The organism is Kribbella sp. NPDC003557 (assembly GCF_040610805.1).
Lineage (GTDB): Bacteria > Actinomycetota > Actinomycetes > Propionibacteriales > Kribbellaceae > Kribbella.
On sequence record NZ_JBEXMY010000004.1, the window covers coordinates 178,254 to 193,520 of the forward strand.

The 15,267-nt window shown below is 70.3% G+C and carries 18 protein-coding genes; 11 read left to right on the plus strand and 7 right to left on the minus strand.

Going from position 1 to position 15,267, the window contains the following annotated elements:
* The first annotated feature begins 164 nt into the window (after positions 1 to 164).
* Both ABZW60_RS17430 and ABZW60_RS17435 read left to right on the plus strand, forming a co-directional pair.
* Positions 165 to 1,094 carry an LLM class flavin-dependent oxidoreductase gene (locus tag ABZW60_RS17430; protein WP_355477893.1) on the plus strand — a complete coding sequence of 310 codons (930 nt, stop codon included), beginning with the start codon at positions 165 to 167 and terminating at the stop codon, positions 1,092 to 1,094.
* Positions 1,091 to 2,644, plus strand: coding sequence for a mucoidy inhibitor MuiA family protein (locus ABZW60_RS17435; RefSeq protein ID WP_355477895.1), 1,554 nt, complete (start codon positions 1,091 to 1,093; stop codon positions 2,642 to 2,644). The genes ABZW60_RS17430 and ABZW60_RS17435 overlap by 4 nt, the downstream gene beginning before the upstream one ends.
* Here the strand turns inward: ABZW60_RS17435 and ABZW60_RS17440 are convergent, their stop codons facing one another.
* The gene (locus tag ABZW60_RS17440) at positions 2,645 to 4,180 is read right to left on the minus strand and encodes a multicopper oxidase family protein (RefSeq protein ID WP_355477897.1); all 1,536 of its coding nucleotides are present in this window, start codon (positions 4,178 to 4,180) and stop codon (positions 2,645 to 2,647) included.
* 4 nt (positions 4,181 to 4,184) lie between these two features.
* Positions 4,185 to 4,565 carry a hypothetical protein gene (locus ABZW60_RS17445; protein WP_355477898.1) on the minus strand — a complete coding sequence of 127 codons (381 nt, stop codon included), beginning with the start codon at positions 4,563 to 4,565 and terminating at the stop codon, positions 4,185 to 4,187.
* Between the two features lie 72 nt (positions 4,566 to 4,637).
* Here ABZW60_RS17445 and ABZW60_RS17450 point away from each other — a divergent pair, with 72 nt between their 5' ends.
* The gene (locus tag ABZW60_RS17450; RefSeq protein WP_355477900.1) at positions 4,638 to 5,519 is read left to right on the plus strand and encodes a LysR substrate-binding domain-containing protein; all 882 of its coding nucleotides are present in this window, start codon (positions 4,638 to 4,640) and stop codon (positions 5,517 to 5,519) included.
* On the opposite strand, the gene ABZW60_RS17455 is transcribed toward ABZW60_RS17450, so the two are convergent.
* Complete coding sequence (locus ABZW60_RS17455; RefSeq protein ID WP_355477902.1) at positions 5,511 to 6,008, minus strand: DUF2505 domain-containing protein; 498 nt, start codon at positions 6,006 to 6,008, stop codon at positions 5,511 to 5,513. The genes ABZW60_RS17450 and ABZW60_RS17455 overlap by 9 nt on opposite strands.
* Before the next feature lie 176 nt (positions 6,009 to 6,184).
* Between ABZW60_RS17455 and ABZW60_RS17460 the strand changes: the two genes are divergently transcribed.
* From ABZW60_RS17460 to ABZW60_RS17470, 3 genes are all read left to right on the plus strand, one after another.
* Positions 6,185 to 6,757: a sigma-70 family RNA polymerase sigma factor gene (locus ABZW60_RS17460; protein ID WP_355477904.1), complete on the plus strand. Its 573-nt coding sequence runs from the start codon at positions 6,185 to 6,187 to the stop codon at positions 6,755 to 6,757.
* 149 nt (positions 6,758 to 6,906) lie between these two features.
* The gene (locus ABZW60_RS17465) at positions 6,907 to 7,206 is read left to right on the plus strand and encodes a hypothetical protein (RefSeq protein WP_355477906.1); all 300 of its coding nucleotides are present in this window, start codon (positions 6,907 to 6,909) and stop codon (positions 7,204 to 7,206) included.
* 15 nt (positions 7,207 to 7,221) lie between these two features.
* Positions 7,222 to 7,458, plus strand: coding sequence for an antitoxin (locus tag ABZW60_RS17470; RefSeq protein ID WP_355477907.1), 237 nt, complete (start codon positions 7,222 to 7,224; stop codon positions 7,456 to 7,458).
* A gap of 67 nt (positions 7,459 to 7,525) precedes the next feature.
* On the opposite strand, the gene ABZW60_RS17475 is transcribed toward ABZW60_RS17470, so the two are convergent.
* On the minus strand, positions 7,526 to 7,987 hold the full coding sequence (locus ABZW60_RS17475) for a hypothetical protein (RefSeq protein WP_355477909.1): 462 nt from the start codon (positions 7,985 to 7,987) through the stop codon (positions 7,526 to 7,528).
* A 184-nt stretch (positions 7,988 to 8,171) separates the two neighbouring features.
* Between ABZW60_RS17475 and ABZW60_RS17480 the strand changes: the two genes are divergently transcribed.
* The 3 genes from ABZW60_RS17480 to crcB all read left to right on the plus strand — a co-directional run bounded on the left by ABZW60_RS17480 (position 8,172) and on the right by crcB (position 10,198).
* Positions 8,172 to 9,113 (plus strand): hypothetical protein, encoded by a 942-nt coding sequence (locus ABZW60_RS17480; RefSeq protein ID WP_355477911.1) that lies wholly within the window; start codon positions 8,172 to 8,174, stop codon positions 9,111 to 9,113.
* Between the two features lie 234 nt (positions 9,114 to 9,347).
* Positions 9,348 to 9,830, plus strand: a complete 483-nt coding sequence (locus ABZW60_RS17485; RefSeq protein ID WP_355477913.1) for a CrcB family protein — start codon at positions 9,348 to 9,350, stop codon at positions 9,828 to 9,830.
* Positions 9,827 to 10,198 (plus strand): fluoride efflux transporter CrcB, encoded by a 372-nt coding sequence (gene crcB, locus ABZW60_RS17490; protein ID WP_355477914.1) that lies wholly within the window; start codon positions 9,827 to 9,829, stop codon positions 10,196 to 10,198. The genes ABZW60_RS17485 and crcB overlap by 4 nt, the downstream gene beginning before the upstream one ends.
* Here crcB and ABZW60_RS17495 read toward each other — a convergent pair.
* A complete protein-coding gene (locus tag ABZW60_RS17495; protein WP_355477916.1) occupies positions 10,195 to 10,764 on the minus strand; it encodes a putative glycolipid-binding domain-containing protein in 570 nt (189 codons plus the stop codon). The two genes, crcB and ABZW60_RS17495, sit on opposite strands and share 4 nt — an antisense overlap.
* A 35-nt stretch (positions 10,765 to 10,799) precedes the next feature.
* Between ABZW60_RS17495 and ABZW60_RS17500 the strand changes: the two genes are divergently transcribed.
* Positions 10,800 to 12,146, plus strand: coding sequence for an ADP-ribosylglycohydrolase family protein (locus ABZW60_RS17500; RefSeq protein ID WP_355477918.1), 1,347 nt, complete (start codon positions 10,800 to 10,802; stop codon positions 12,144 to 12,146).
* Positions 12,146 to 13,339, plus strand: coding sequence for an MFS transporter (locus ABZW60_RS17505; RefSeq protein ID WP_355477920.1), 1,194 nt, complete (start codon positions 12,146 to 12,148; stop codon positions 13,337 to 13,339). The genes ABZW60_RS17500 and ABZW60_RS17505 overlap by 1 nt, the downstream gene beginning before the upstream one ends.
* Positions 13,340 to 13,348: 9 nt before the next feature.
* Here the strand turns inward: ABZW60_RS17505 and ABZW60_RS17510 are convergent, their stop codons facing one another.
* Together ABZW60_RS17510 and ABZW60_RS17515 are read right to left on the minus strand one after the other, a co-directional pair.
* Positions 13,349 to 13,522, minus strand: coding sequence for a CsbD family protein (locus ABZW60_RS17510; protein WP_355477922.1), 174 nt, complete (start codon positions 13,520 to 13,522; stop codon positions 13,349 to 13,351).
* A gap of 57 nt (positions 13,523 to 13,579) precedes the next feature.
* On the minus strand, positions 13,580 to 15,253 hold the full coding sequence (locus ABZW60_RS17515; protein WP_355477924.1) for an alpha-amylase family protein: 1,674 nt from the start codon (positions 15,251 to 15,253) through the stop codon (positions 13,580 to 13,582).
* Between the last annotated feature and the right edge of the window lie 14 nt (positions 15,254 to 15,267).

Sequence of the window (15,267 nt, forward strand, 5' to 3'; positions counted from 1 at the left end):
GGCACCCCAGGGATATTAACGTTAAAAAGATTGCCTGCAAGCTACTGAGTCGCGAGCGGCATCGTCAAGACCTCGGGCGCCTCGACCGGTTTTAACGCTAACCAAAGCGCCGATTCCCGGGCGGGAATTGTCCGGGCGGCCCGGTGATCGCGACGATCGGCGGCATGAACTCGGAGGCGAAGGTCGGCGTCTTGCTGCCGACGGTGAGAGCGCAGTGGACCGCCGGCGACGACCCACGGCAGGTGGTCCGGCTGGCGGTCGAGGCCGAGCGGCTGGGGTACGACTCGGTGTGGGCCAACGACTCGGTGCTGACGCCGCGGATCGAGGCGCTGACGGCCTTGACCGCGGCGGCCGCGGTGACCGAGCGCGTGACGGTCGGTACGGCGACCTTGATGCCGGTCACCCGGCGCCCGGTGAACGCGGCGCACAGCCTGGCGTCGCTCGACCTGCTGTCGGGCGGACGGCTGGTGGTCGGCGTCGGCGCGGGATTCCCCGGGCGCTTCGGCGTACCACTGCATCGGTTGTCGGAGGTTCCGTGGGAGCGGAGGTTCGCGCGGCTCGACGAGACCGTCGCGCTCTGGCGGCGGCTGTGGAGCGCGGACGGGCCGGTGACGTTCCACGGCGACGTGCTGCAGCTGGACGACGTACCGCCGACGATCCGGCCGCACACGACGGGCGGACCACCGATCTGGCTCGGCGGATCGACCCCGGCCGCACTGGAACGGACCGGCCGGCTGTACGACGGCTGGCTCCCCTATCCCCCACGCGCCGACGACTACGCCACCGGCCTGAAGGTCGTGCAACAGGCCGGTCGCACCGTCACGCCCGCGCTGTTCGTGTCGGTCGCGATCACCGACTCGCTGCCCGAGGGCGAGGCGCGTCTCACCGGCTATGCCCGCACCAATTACGGCATGGACCTCGAAGACCTCCGGCAGATCCAGGCCGTCGTCGCCGGCCCCCCGTCCCACGTCGTTGAATACCTCCAGGCGTACGTCGACGCCGGCGCCACGCACCTCGTCTGCAGGCTCGCCGCCGCCGGCCTCGATGATTACCGCCGACAACTCGAACTGCTCGCGGCTACTGTCAACGCATGAGCGAACTTGTGGTGCATGCGCCGATCGTCGCGGTGACCGTGTATCCCGATCGGGCGCGGATCACACGGCGCGGGCGGGTGGTGGTGCCGGCCGGGGATCAGACCGTGTACGTCGAGCCGCTGCCGCTGTTGCTGCAGGACGACTCGGTGCGGGTGTCCGGGCGTGGGCCGGCGACCGTGCTCGGGGTGGACGTGGCGACGCGGCACCACCCGCAGGCGCCGGACGAGACGGTCGCCGAACTCGAGCGGCAGCGGCGTCAGGCGCAGGACGAGATCGCCGCGCTGACCGACGCGGACGACGTCCAGGTCCAGCTCGAGACCTTCCTTGCGCAGCTGGCCAAGCGGGCCGGTGGAAGTTTCGCGCGGACGCTGGCGTCGGGTGACGCGACCGCCGAGCTCGGCGGGTTCACCGAGTCGCTCGCGAGCCGGCTGGCCGCCGTACGGGCGACGCGCCGGGAGCTGACCGTGCAGCGCCGGGACGTCGAGGACCGTCTCGCCGCGGTCGGCCGGCGACTCGCCGCGCTCTCCGAACAACGCGTACCCGACCGGCGTTCCGCGGCCGTCACGCTGGAGGCGGAGTCCGAGGCAGAGGTCGAGATCGAGCTCTCGTACGTCGTGCCCGCGGCCGGGTGGAGCAGCTCGTACGACGTGCGTCTCCGCGGCGATCAGCTGACACTCAACTGGTACGGCCTGGTCACCCAGGCCACCGGCGAGGACTGGCCGGAGTGCGACCTGACGCTCTCGACGGCACGGCCGACCGTGACGGCGAAGGTGCCCGAGCTCGACCCGTGGTTCCTCGACCGCTCTCATCCTCCGGTGCCCGTCGCTGCTGCCCCGCTGAGCCGCGGCATGGCGAGGACGGACGCCTTCGCTGAGACCCTCCAGGCCGCCGCTCCGGCGTTCGTCGAGCAGCAAGCAGCCGTCGAGCAGGGCGTGACGGCGGCCAGTTACACCCCGCCGCGCCCGGTCGCCGTCCCCGCGGACGGCGCGACCCACCGCGCGACCATCGCCGCGATCGAGCTCGACGCGGCGCTGGACTACATCACGGCCCCGGTGCGGTCCACCGACGTCCACCTACGCGCCACCGTGGTGAACTCGTCCGCCCACACGCTCCCGGCCGGGAAGGCCGCGGTCTTCCACGACGCGGATTTCGTCGGCTCGGCCGCGCTGCCGCTGTGGGCTCCCGGCGAGGACGTCGAACTCGCGCTCGGCCTGGACGACCGCGTCCGGGTCGAGCGGAAGCTGGTCCGGCGGGATGCGACCAAGGCGACCCTCGGCTCGACGCGGCGACGGCAGGTCGAGTACGAGACCAAGATCGAGAACCACACCCCGCGGGCCGCCCGGATCACGGTCCTCGACCAGTTCCCGGTCGCCCGCGACCACGAGATCACCGTCAAGCGCCTGACCGCCGAGCCCGAACCGGCCGAGACCACCGACCTGGGCGTCGTCACCTGGAAGCTGGACCTCGGGCCCGGTGCGACGGCCACCGTCAGGTTCGCGTTCCGGGTCGACTCCGCCAAGGCGGTCGACCTCACCGGCTGGCGCGAATGATCAGGTGATCTCCAGGTTGGCCATCATGCCCATGTCCTCGTGCTCGGCGTTGTGACAGTGGAAGAGGTAGCGGCCGCGGTACCCGTCGAAGCGGGTGATGATCTCGGCGGACTCCCCCGGGCGCAGCGACACCGTGTCCTTGAGCCCGGCATCGTGCGGAAGCGGTGCGCGGCCGCCGCGTGACAGGATCCGGAAGCCGACCAGGTGCAGGTGCACCGGATGGTGGACGTCGGCAACCAACCGCCAGATCTCCACGTCGCCGAGCCGGGCGGTGACGTCGGTCCGGTCCGGAGCGAACGGCCTGCCGCCGATCAGCCAGCCGTGGCCGTCGCCCATCTGCCCGGCGCGGAACGAGAAGTCCCGCACCCGCACGGCCTCCGATCGTTGCCACTGCGGCAGGTCGTCGGACAGCACGTCCGGGATCCGGCTCGGGTCGGCGGCCTTCCGTACGACGTGGAACGCCATCACGTCGCGGGTCCGGCCGGTGCCCGAGCGATTCACGATGCGGACCCGGCTGCCGACAGGGATCCGGCCGAAGTCGAGGATCACGTCGTACCGCTCGGCCGGGGCGATCGGCAGGTTGCGATGCGTCACGGGGGTGTGGAGCAGGCCCTGGTCGGCGCCGATCTGGACGAGGTCGAGCCGGCGTCCGTCGTCGAGGACCGCCTCGAGGTCGTAGTGTCGCGCGTTCGAGGCGTTCAGGATCCGCAGCCGGTAGCGCGCCGCGTCGACCTCGTGCACCGGCCAGGGTGCGCCGTTCACCAGGACGACATCGCCCAGAACCCCTGCCAGATAAGGCTCTTCCACGCCGGGCCGCGTCATCAACGACGGATCGATCGAGGGATACGTCAACGAACCGTCGGCCGCGAAGGCCCGGTCCGCGATCATCAGCGGCAGTTCGCGCGAACCTGACGGCAGGCCGAGCGAATCCTCGGCGTCGTCGCGGACGAGCTGCATCCCGGCGAGGCCGCGCCAGACCGCCGGCGCGGTGAAGTCCATCCGGTGATCGTGGTACCAGAGCATCGTCGGCCGCTGGCCCAACGGGAAGGTGTACTCCCGTGTGACATCGCTCGTCACCGCCCGCGGATCGTGCATGCCGTGGCTCAGGTGTCCCCATCCGGCCGGCAGCACGAGGTCGGTCGGGTACCCGTCGGACGCCGCCGGCGTCCGCCCGCCGTGCAGGTGGACGACGGTCGGCACCGGCAATTCGTTGCGATGGGCAACCGTGATCGCGTGTCCCCGGCGCGACTCGATCGTCGGGCCGGGGAACGTGCCGCCGTACGTCCACACCTTGGTCGGCACACCGGGCAGGATCTCGGCGGTGACCTCGCGCTGCACGATCTCGTACCGGTCGGCGCCGGACAGCACCGGCGGGATCGGCAACGGGACCTGGAAGGCGGGCGGCAACGGTACGTCGCTCCGCAGCTCGGCTCCCGTCGACGCGGGCCGCCGCGACAGTGCGGCCGCGCTCGACAACCCGCCCGCTGCCACCAGTCCCAACGCTCCGCCGATGCCCAGCACCTGACGTCTACTCATCCGCTCACGCATGCGCGGCCTCCCGCCGTACGACCGGTTGCCGCCAGACCGCGATGAACAGCACGACGACGGCGGCGACCGTCAGCACGCCCAGCGGGAGGTGCAACCACAGCGCGCCGTCCTGTCCCGCGAAGTACTGCATGGTCTCGGCCGCCACCACTCCCAGCGAAGCGACGAACGGCCAGACCTGCCGCAGCCGCACCCACACGACAAGCGCGGCGATCACCTGCAGATAGCCGATCGACGTGACGATGTCCGCGCCGGCCGCATGCAGGCGCAGCCCGTCGAAATCGCCGCTCAGGTAGACGCCGGCGAACACCGGCTGACCGAAGACCGCCACCAGATGCGCGCTCACCAGGCCGCGCAGAACCCAACCACTGACCATGCGGCGACACTATGATTCACGCGTTATGAGCGTCCAAGACCAATATCGCTATCTCGTTATGACGGAAGGGTCATGATGGACCTGACCATGCTCCGCCAGTTCGCGGTCGTCGCGCGCCTGGAACACCTCAGCCGCGCGGCCGACGAGCTTCACGTCGCCCAGCCGTCGCTAAGCCGCACGATCGCGCGACTGGAGAGCGAGCTCGGCACGCCGCTGTTCGACCGGGCCAACCGACTCCGGCTGAACCCGGCCGGCGCCTTGTTCCGCGGGTACGTCGAGCGTGCGCTCGGCGAGCTCGACGCCGGTCGGCGCGCGGTGGCGGAGGCGACCGAACAAGGCTCGGGCAGCGTGCGGCTCGCGGCGGAGACCTTCCTCGCGCTCACCGAGCCGATCGCGACCTTCAAGCGCGAGCACCCGGCCATCGAGATCGAGCTTCAGCAGATGTCCGCGGTGGACATGCCGCGACGACTGCGCGCCCAGGACATCGACTTCTGCGTCGCGTCGCAGCCGGTGCCGGGCGCCGGCCTGGAGTCGGCCGTGCTGCTCGACGAGGCCATGCTCGTCGTGACGCCGCTCGACCATCCGCTGGCCGGCCGTGCGTCGGTGTCGGTGGCGGATCTGGTCGACGAGCCGTTCGTCATCGCCCGCAAGGGACAGTGGCAACGCCGCCTGCTCGACCGGCTGTTCGCCGAGACCGGCGTGACACCGCGGATCGTCTGTGAGAGCGACGAGGCGGCCGCGATCCAGGAACTGATCCGGTCCGGTCTCGGCATCGGCTTCAACCCGGTGTTCGCCCGTCGCGCGATCCCCAGCTATCCGGTCGCGGCCGTTCCGGTCGCGCATCCCGAGTGCCGCCGTACGCTCACCCTGCTGTGGAACGCCGACGCGCACCTGTCCGCCGCGGCGCAGCTCATGCGCGCGGCGATCACCGGGTGGGACTGGCCGTCAGAGTGAGCCCGACAGCCAGGACCAGGCGACCTCGAACTTCTTCTCCAGCCGGAGACGGACCGCCTCGGCAACTAGTTGCTCGAGGCGCGCACCGACGACCGGGACGGAAGCCGTCACGTGCAGATCGAAGGCCTGCGTGGTCCCCCGGCCTTCCGGGATGATCCGCGTCGTGCCGCTGAGCTTCACCGGTACGCCGGTCACCGCTCCGTCGACGTCGGCCAGTCGCGCGCCGTCGATGCCGGCCCGGTGCCAGAGCTTGGACTGCTCCAGCTCCAAGGTGTTCCCGACGAACCGCCGGGCCACGACCGGTACGTCGGACAGTTGCGTCTGCCAGTGGAACTGCACCGCCAGGTCGTCGCCGTCGTCTCCCACCACCACGTCGTACGACCGCGCCTGGAGCCGCTCGAACACCTGCTCCTGGAACGTGATGTCGGTGATCATCGCGAACACCTCCTCCGGAGAGGCGTCGTACGACGTGGCGAGAGACAGATCCATGCGCCCATCTTGCAGGTGTTTCGGCGACTGTGTGGACAGGTGGTGACACGGTGGGCGACATTCGGTAACCTTTTCGTGATGTTCACGGCGTAGCTGACTGAGAACGGGGCTTAGGAAGCGCATGGCCATCAACCACTTCGCACCGGGCGGTGCGTAACCGAGACATGTCCATCCATATGTCCGCACACACCGCCACACCTTCCGACGATTCCGACGACGAGGACGAACTGATCAGGCTCGCGCAAGCGGGCGACGGAGCGGCCTTCGGGCGGCTCTACGATCGGTACCTGCCGTCGATCTACCGGTACACCTACTCCAAGACCTCGTCGCGCAGTGCGGCCGAGGATCTGACCAGCGAGACGTTCCTGCGGGCGTTCCGTGCGATCGCGCGCCGGCCGCGGGCGCGGCTGAACTTCGCGGCCTGGCTGGTGACCATCGCCCGGAACGTGGTGATCGACCATCACCGCTCCGGCTGGAGCCGGCTGGCGATCGTCACCGACGAGGTCGACCCGCAGGTCGACGACGCCATCGGGCCGGAGCAGGCCGCGCTGGCGTCGGTGAGTGAGGCGTCGCTGCGCGGCGCGCTCACCCACCTGCCCGACGACCAGCGTGAATGCCTGCTGCTGCGGTTCTTCGCCGGTCTGTCGATCAGCGAGACCGCCGCCGCGATGGACCGCACCGACGGCGCGATCAAACAACTCCAGTTCCGTGCCACGAACCGGCTGCGGCGCGTGCTGCAGGAAGTGTGAACACCCTCCGAACACGGCAGCGCAGTGCTTGCGCGGCCTTCTACCTTCCGGTAGGAAAGGGCGGGTGCCATCCGGCTCACGACCGCCCCGCCGGACAGCTTGTGCGGCACCGGGCGGTCGGAAACTCATATCTCACGGGGAGATAGCGCATGAGCAATCCGTACGAAGAGCAAGGCAACGACAGCGAGTACGGCGAGCAGGGCGGTCGCGAGGATTCCGGCAACAGCTACGAATCCGGTGACCGGGGCAACGAGTTCGGCGGGGATTCCGGCGGAGGGGAATCCAGCGGCGACCACGGCCAACGCGAAGAGTCCGGCAACAGCTACGGCTCCAACGAAGAGTCGGGAAGCAACTACGGCTCCGGCTCGGGCGAGGAGTCGGGCGGCGGTTACGGGCAGTCCGACGCGGACGACGGCGGCAGCAACGACAACAGCAACTACGGAAACTGAACGGGGAACACGGACATGGGCGTTTTCGACAACCTCAAGGACGCGGCCGAAGGCCTGAAGGACAAGGCGGCCGACCTGGTCGACGGCCACGGCGACAAGGTGTCCGACGGCCTCGACAAGGCCGGCGACTTCGTCGACGAGGAGACCGGCGGCCAGTACGGCGACAAGATCGACCAGGGCGTCGGCGTGGCCAAGGACCAGCTCGACGGCCTCGACGGCCAGAACGACGACATCCCTGACAACCAGGGCTGATCAAAAGTCAGCACGCTGAGGCGGTCGTGGGCACACCCCACGACCGCCTCACGGCTTGTCGGGGCTGTTAGTCCTCGGGTTCTTCGGTGGTGGCGAGGTGGATGAGGCGTTCGGCGACCTGGGCGCAGCGTTCTTCGGCGCGGCCGCGGGACGAGCCGGTGAAGCGTAGGCGGGCGGTGGCGGTGAGCGGGTCGGCGCGGACCTCGATCAGTGCGCCGCCGGGCCGGGGCTGGACGTTCACCGCGATCCGGACCCAGCCGCCCAGCCCGCTGCGCAGCCGGACCACCAGTTCGTGATCGGGTCGCCAGGTCTCGACGACCGCGACGACCAGCTGCCGGTTGTGGGCGTGGCGGGCGCGCGGCTCGCGGCCGTCGTCGCGCTCGATGACACTGCCGACCTGTGGCCAGTTCGCCGCGGCGCGCAGCTCGGGCGGTACGGCGATCATCCAGTCGGCGAAGGTTGCCGGGTCACGGATCACGGTCATGACGGCGTCGACGTCGACGGCGCCGAACCGCCAGGCCATCACCATCGAATCCGCTTCCCCAGTCCACTCCGCGTGCGTACTCCCGTGTCTACCAGTAGGCAGCGCCACCGGGGCGTACGCACCGCTGTAGCGGACGTCACATCGGCGTCGAACTTTTCTCCCGCCGCCCGACTCCAATGCGGTACGACGGAGGCTGGGGTGCCTCCGCGTACAGGGGAGGACGATCCAGATGTTTCGTAAGACCGTAGGTCTGGCTTCGGCCGGCGTGCTCGCGATGGGTCTCGGGGCGGCCATGGTGCCGTCGGCGCAGGCCAGGCCTGCCGCGGCGGAGAGCACGACGGCCACGACCGCGGCGTGCGCGCTGCGGCTCGGCTCGGTGACGTCGACCGGTGCGTTCACCAGCCGGATGATCAACGCGACCGCGCCGATCACGATCGGCGGGGTCCGCGGGACGGCCGGGGTGTTCTCGGCCAACCAGGTACAGAAGATCAGCACGTTCACCGGTACGCCGGTCGGCACCAGCGGCGAGGCCCGGTCCGGCCTCACCGTGATGTCCGGCGCGCTGTACTCGAGCTCGTTCGTCGTCGACGGCCAGAGCCAGCTCGACCCGCACTACCCGCACAACAACCTGCGGATCGGCGGCGGCTGGTCCAACTACCGCTGGATCGAGCAGTCGGTCCTGCAGCCCGCGAACGCCGGGCAACCGGCCCGCACGCTGCTGTACGGCCAGCGCACCGACGGCATCACGCTGCGCTGGATCTCCGAGGGCGCGGGCTGGCGCAGCACCGGCGGCGCCGGCGGGCTCAGCACCGTCAAGGGCATCGCGCTGATCGGCCGCTCCGCCACCTCGGAGACGTTCCTCGCCAACACGCGCGGCGGCTCGCTGGTGACGGTCACCTGGCCGACGAAGTACAACGCCGGCCCGACCAGCCGGGTCGTCCGGAGCTCGACCTGGCAGGGCTTCGAGCAGCTGATCGCGACCAAGTGCGGCGCGACCGGCACGCTGCTGCTCGGGATCGACCGGGACACCAAGTCCGGTTACCTGTACGCCGTTGGTCACGCCAACGGAACCGGCACCGTGATCAAGAGCCTGGGCAAGGTCCCGCTGACCTTCTCCGACCCGCAGTACTTCCGGATCGCCCCGAAGTACGACGTGCTCAACGGCGGCTGAGCGATCTCCCCGACGCCGTCCCCCGAGCGCCCGCGCCTGGCGGACGGCGTTCCCATGCCGTCCACGTGGGGGACGCCGCCGGTGGACCGCTGAGCGGCGACGGTATGCTGGTGCGAGTTCGACCGGCGGTGGGGCTCGCCGGCTCCAACTGTCGCCGTCCGGCGGCCAACAGTCCCTACCTGAGGAACCTCGTGGCGCCGTGCCGCGAGGTCGATTCCGGTAGGAGGACTGTCTGTGGAGCACCACCCCGTCACCCCCTTGCCCAAGGGGCCCGTCGACCCCGACGTCGACCTGCGGATCGACGGCCGCGCGGGGCGCGCGCACGACCCGGTGATCCTGGGCGTCATCGCCGTCGGCGGAGCGATCGGCGCCACGTCCCGGTACCTGGTCGGGCTCGGCTGGCCGACGCCGGCGGGCGGCTTCCCGGTGGCCACGCTGGTCATCAACGTGGTCGGCTGTGCCCTGATCGGAATCCTGATGGTGCTGGTGTCCGACGTCTTCACCCGGCAGCGGCTGCTGCGTCCGTTCCTCGGCACCGGCGTCCTCGGCGGGTTCACCACGTTCTCGACGTACGCAGTCGACATCCAGCGCCTCGTCACCGGCGGTCACGCCGGGACCGCGCTGGTCTATCTCGCGGTGACGATCGCCGGTGCGCTGCTCGCGGTCCGCGCAACGGTGTCCGCGACCCGTGCGCTGATCGTCCGGAGGACCCGATGACGCGGCTGCTGCTGGTGATCGCGGGCGGCATGGTCGGGGCGCCGCTGCGGTACGTCGCCGACCGTGCGGTCCAGGCCCGGCACGACTCGCTGTTCCCGTGGGGCACGTTCAGCGTGAACGTGCTGGGATCGCTCGTCCTGGGTTTCCTGGCCGGCGCCGCGGCCGCGCTCCCCCACGACGTCCAGCTCTTGGTCGGCACCGGGTTCTGCGGCGCGCTGACGACGTACTCGACGTTCTCCTACGAGACCATCCGCCTCTCCGAGGACCGGGCGCGGTTCCTCGCGATCGCCAACGTCATCGCGAGCATCGTGGCCGGTCTCGGCAGCGTGTTCCTGGGCGCGGCCGTCAGCGAGGCGATCTGGGGCTAGCGGTCCCGGGTCGCGATGCCCGGGTAGTCCAGCACCAGCCCCGACGCGTCGAAGACCAACTCGCACGCGAAGTCGAACGTCGCGGACTCGTAGTGGAAGACGTGACGCTGCTCGTCCGAGCTCGTCAGCGTGTACCGCTGCTCGAGCCGCAGGACGGTCAGGTCGTCGGCCCGGACGAACGCGGCCGGTACGTCGAGGGCCGCGCCGGGGACGAACGGCAGCCGGTGCACCGGGAGCGTGTTCGTGACCGCCGACGACTCGAAGTCGACGTCGCGGCAGCCGTCAAGGTCCGGCCGCGCGACACCGTCCACGACCCAGCGGTCCGCGGCGGAGCGGGTCAGCACGACCTCGTGATCACCGGTGACCGTCGAGTTCACCGCCTTCACGGCCTCGGTCGCCCAGTCGGCGCCGACCGTGATGTCGTACCCGACGAACCAGGTCGAGTCGTCCTCGCGGGCCGCCGTCCGGCCGCGCAACCGGCCCGGGGCCGCGAACAGCACCTCGAATCCGGCCCGCGCGCCGCGGTGCGTCCACGAGGCGGCGGCGGGCAGGGCGCGCAGGTCCATGTCCAGACTTTATCGGGACATGATGGACTTATCAGGTGACTGTCGATCTGGCGCCGGGATACTCGAGCGAGCACTACGACGCGATGCAACCGGTGAATCTCCTGCACGACGAGGTGCGGCAGCGGCGCGAGACGGGGTACGACGTCGACGAGCTGGTGCGTGAGGCCAACCGGACCGACCCGGCCGACCGGCAGGCGGTGCTCGACCTGGTGGACCGGCTGTCACTGGCCGCGCGTCTGCCCGGCTGGCAGTACGTCGAGCCGGACGACCTCGCCGACATCGAGGAGACCCTGACCGCCGTCCCGGAGGCGATACCGGTGCCGGAGACCGAGCTCGCGGACAAGATCCACGCCGCGTGGCTCGGGCGGATCGCGGGCTGCAACGTCGGGAAGCCCGTCGAGTCCGGCAACTACTGGACGTCGGACCGGATCCGCGCGTACCTGACGCTCGCGGACGCCTATCCGCTGCGGGACTACGTGCCGGTGCTGGACCCGATGCCGGACGGGTTCCGGCTGACGGACTGCTGGCCGGAGACCACCCGCGGCAACGTGCAGGGGTCCGCGCGCGACGACGACATCGACTACGCGATCCTCGCGCTGCACCTGCTCGAGACCCACGGCGCCGCGTTGCGCCCCGAGCACGTCGGCGTGGCGTGGACACGGCTGTTTCCGATCGGGCAGGTGTTCACGGCCGAGCGTGCGGCGTACCTGAACCTGGTCAACGGGTTCACGGTGCCCGAGGTCGCGCGGCGACGGAACCCGTACCGGGAGTGGATCGGGGCACAGATCCGCGGCGACGTCTTCGGGTACGTGCACGCCGGCGACCCGTGGTCGGCCGCCAGGCTCTCGTACCAGGACGCCGCGCTGTCCCACGTCGGGAACGGGATCTACGGCGAGATGTGGGCGGCGGCGCTGGTCGCGGCCGCGTTCACGGCGTCCTCCCCGCGGGAGGTCGTCGAGCGGGCGTCGGCCGTCGTACCGCCACGGTCACGGCTGGCCGAGGCGCTGCGGGACGTCCTTGAACTCGCCGCGTCGGGCAGCACCTGGGAGGCCGCGCTCCGGGCGATCCAGGAACGCTACGGGCACTACTCGTGGGTGCACACCATCAACAACGCGGCGATCGTCGCCGCCGCGCTGCTGTGGTCGGACGGCGACTACGCGACCGGCGTCGGCCGGGTGGTGATGAGCGGCTGGGACACCGATTCGAACGGCGCGACCGTCGGGTCCGTCCTCGGCGTCCTCACGGGTACGAAGCACCTGCCCGAGCACCTCGTCGCGCCGTTGGAGGACCGCACCCGCTCCGCCCTCTTCGGCTTCGACAACTCCCGGATCTCCGACCTCGCCGACCGCACCGTGCGCCTCGCCGTCCGGGGACCGGAGTGATGCTCGACCGGTCCGAGTCCGCGCTGGGCATCGTCCTCCGCTCACGGTTCTACCGCTCCGCGTTCCTGTCGCTGCTGATCGCGGGTGTGGGTCTGTCCGCCGCGACGCCACAACTGACGCTGTTCCTGGTGCGCGAGCTGCACACACCGCTCCCGGTCGCCGGGCTGTACTACGTGACGAACCTGGCCGCCCCGGTCGCCGGCTTCCTGGTCGGGCGATGGTCGGACCGCACCCAGGACCGGCTGTTGTGGTTCCGGATCTGCTCGGTGATCGGCGCGGCCGGCTGGCTCGCGATGGCGTCGGCGACCGCGGTCTGGATGCCGTTCGTGATCAGCGCGCTCGCGCTGAGCGTGGCCGGCGGCTCGATGGCGCAGCTGTTCGCGGCCTGCCGCGACGAGTTGAGCCGGCATCCGACCCGGGCCGAGAACCGGGTGGTCGCGACCATCCGGATGGCGTTCACCACCGGGTGGATCCTCGGGCCGGTGTTCGGCAGCTGGTTCGGCGGCGTCTTCGGCCTGCGGACGTTGCTGGTGGCAACGGCTGTCTGCGTGTTCGCGCAGATGATCCCGCTCGGCCGGCAACGCGTCGAGCGGTACGACGAGCCGGGCCGGGAGGCGTCGTCCGAGCGCCGCCGGATCGACCACATGATGCCGCTGCTGGTGTTCACCGCGGTCTGTGTGCTGGCGATGACCGGCGACACGATCAAGTTCGGTTACCTGCCGATCTACATGGCCGAGGAACTGCACGTGTCGGACTCGATGCGCGGCGCGGTGATCGGCATCCAGCCGCTGCTCGAACTTCTCCTGCTCCCCGTGGTCGCGCGGCTCGCCGACCGGTACGGCGCGATCCGGGCGATGACGGCCGGCGCCGTGCTCGGGCTGGCGGGCAATCTCGCCTACGCGCTGAGTACGTCGGTGGTCGGACTGTTCGTCGGCCAGGCGCTGACCGCCGGGCTGTGGGCCTGTGTCGGCGCCCTCGGCGTCTCGATCGCGCAGCGGCTCTACCCCGAGGGTGTGGGGACCGCGTCCGGAATCTTCCTGAGCGCGATCCCCCTCGGATCGGCGATCGGCGGCACGATCGGCGGGATCGGCGTGGCCGCGATCGGCCTGCCGCACGTGTTCTTCATCCCGGCCTGCCTGACCGCGCTCGCGATCGTCGCCTTCGTCGTCCTCGGCAATCGTGAGAACAGCTGACCCGGCGGGTCAGTCCTTGAAAGCGTCCTTGACCTTCTCGCCGGCCTGCTTCAGGTCCGCCTTGGTCTTCTCGGCGCGGCCTTCGGCCTGCAGGTCCCGGTTGTCGGTGGCGTCGCCGGTCGCTTCCTTGACCTTGCCCTTCGCGGACTCCGCCGCGTTCTCGACCTTGTTCTTCTTGCTCATCGTCGTCTCCCGTCTTCTCCTACGAGCCGCCCGGTACCCGGCCCGCGGCCCGGCGAATCACACCAGATAGCGGTCCCCCGGGCGAACGATCCGCAGCCAGCGGCAGCCGTACGGCGCGAGGTCGAGCGACAGCACACCGTCGTCGCCGACGGTCGTCGTACCGGTGGTCAGCAGGTCGACCGCCCGCAGCCCCAGGCCGTTGCCGGCGACGGCCAGGTCGACCCGGGTCGCGTCCGGCGCGAAGTTGTGCACGGCAACGATCGTGCCGTCCTCGTGGTCCGAGCGGTGCGCGAACACCGACCGTACGCCGCTGTCCAGGACGGTGCAGCTGCCCCAGGACAACTCGGGCGACTCGCGGTACCTCCGGATGAGCAGCTTCATCCAGTTGAACAGGGAGTCGGGATCGTGGCGCTGGGCCGCGACGTTCACCTTGTCCGGGCCCAGCTCGCCCTCGACCATCGGGGCCGGCAGCCGCGCGGGATCGGCCGTCGAGAAGCCGCCGTTGGCGTCGGCGGTCCACTGCATCGGCGTCCGGACCGCGTGCCGGTCCTCGGCGGCCAGGTTCTCCCCCATCCCGATCTCCTCGCCGTAGAACAGCACCGGCGTACCCGGCAGCGAGAACAGCAGGCTGTAGACCATCCGGAGCCGCTCCTGGTCGTTGCCCAGCATCGGCGGCAGCCGGCGCCGCAGTCCGCGCCCGTACAACTGCATGTTCTCGTCCGGGCCGAACGCGTCGAACACCTCCTGCCGCTCGGCGTCGGACAGCTTGTCCAGGGTCAGCTCGTCGTGGTTGCGGACGAACGTCCCCCACTGCGACTCCTCCGGCGGATCGGGCCGCTCGCGCAACGCCTGCACGAGTTCGGCCGGGTCGTTGCGGGCCAGCGACAGGTAGAGCCGTTGCATGCCGATGAAGTCGAAACACATCGTCAGCTCGTCGCCGTCCTCGTCGCCGAAGAAGCGCCGGACGTCGGGATACGGCAGGTTGACCTCGCCGAGCAGGATCGACGAGCCGTGCCGCCGGTGCAGGAACGCGCACAGGTCCCGGAGGAAGTCGTGCGGATCCGGCAGCCCGGCCGCGTCCGCGGCACCGGCCGTGTCGAGCAGGAACGGCACCGCGTCCACGCGGAACCCGGACAGCCCCAGCTCCGACCAGAAGCCGACCACTCGCTCGATCTCCTCGCGCACCTCACGATTCGCGATGTCGAGATCAGGCTGGAACTTGCGGAACCGGTGCAGGTAGTACTGACCCGCCTCCTCGTCGTACTGCCACAGGCTGGTCTCCTGGCCCGGGAAGACGACGCCTTTGTCCGCGTCCGGCGGCGGCTCGTCCCGCCACACGTACCAGCCGCGGTACGGCGACTCGCGCGACGCCCCCGCACTGCGGAACCACGGGTGCTGGTCCGAGGTGTGGTTCACCACCAGATCGGCCATCACCCGGATGCCGCGGTCCTGTGCCAGCCGGATCAGCTCGACCAGGTCGCCGTGCGTCCCGAGCCGCGGGTCGACGCCGTAGAAGTCGGTGATGTCGTAGCCGTCGTCGCGGTCCGGGGTCGGGTAGAACGGCATCAGCCACAGGCAGGTCACACCGAGCTCGGCCAGGTGGTCGATCCGCTGGCATACCCCGCGCAGATCACCCCGCCCGTCACCGTCGGTGTCGAAGAAGGTCTCGACGTCGAGGCAGTAGATCACCGCGTTCTTCCACCAGACGTCGGCCGTTTCCGTCAGCCGCATATCGCGCCGGTACC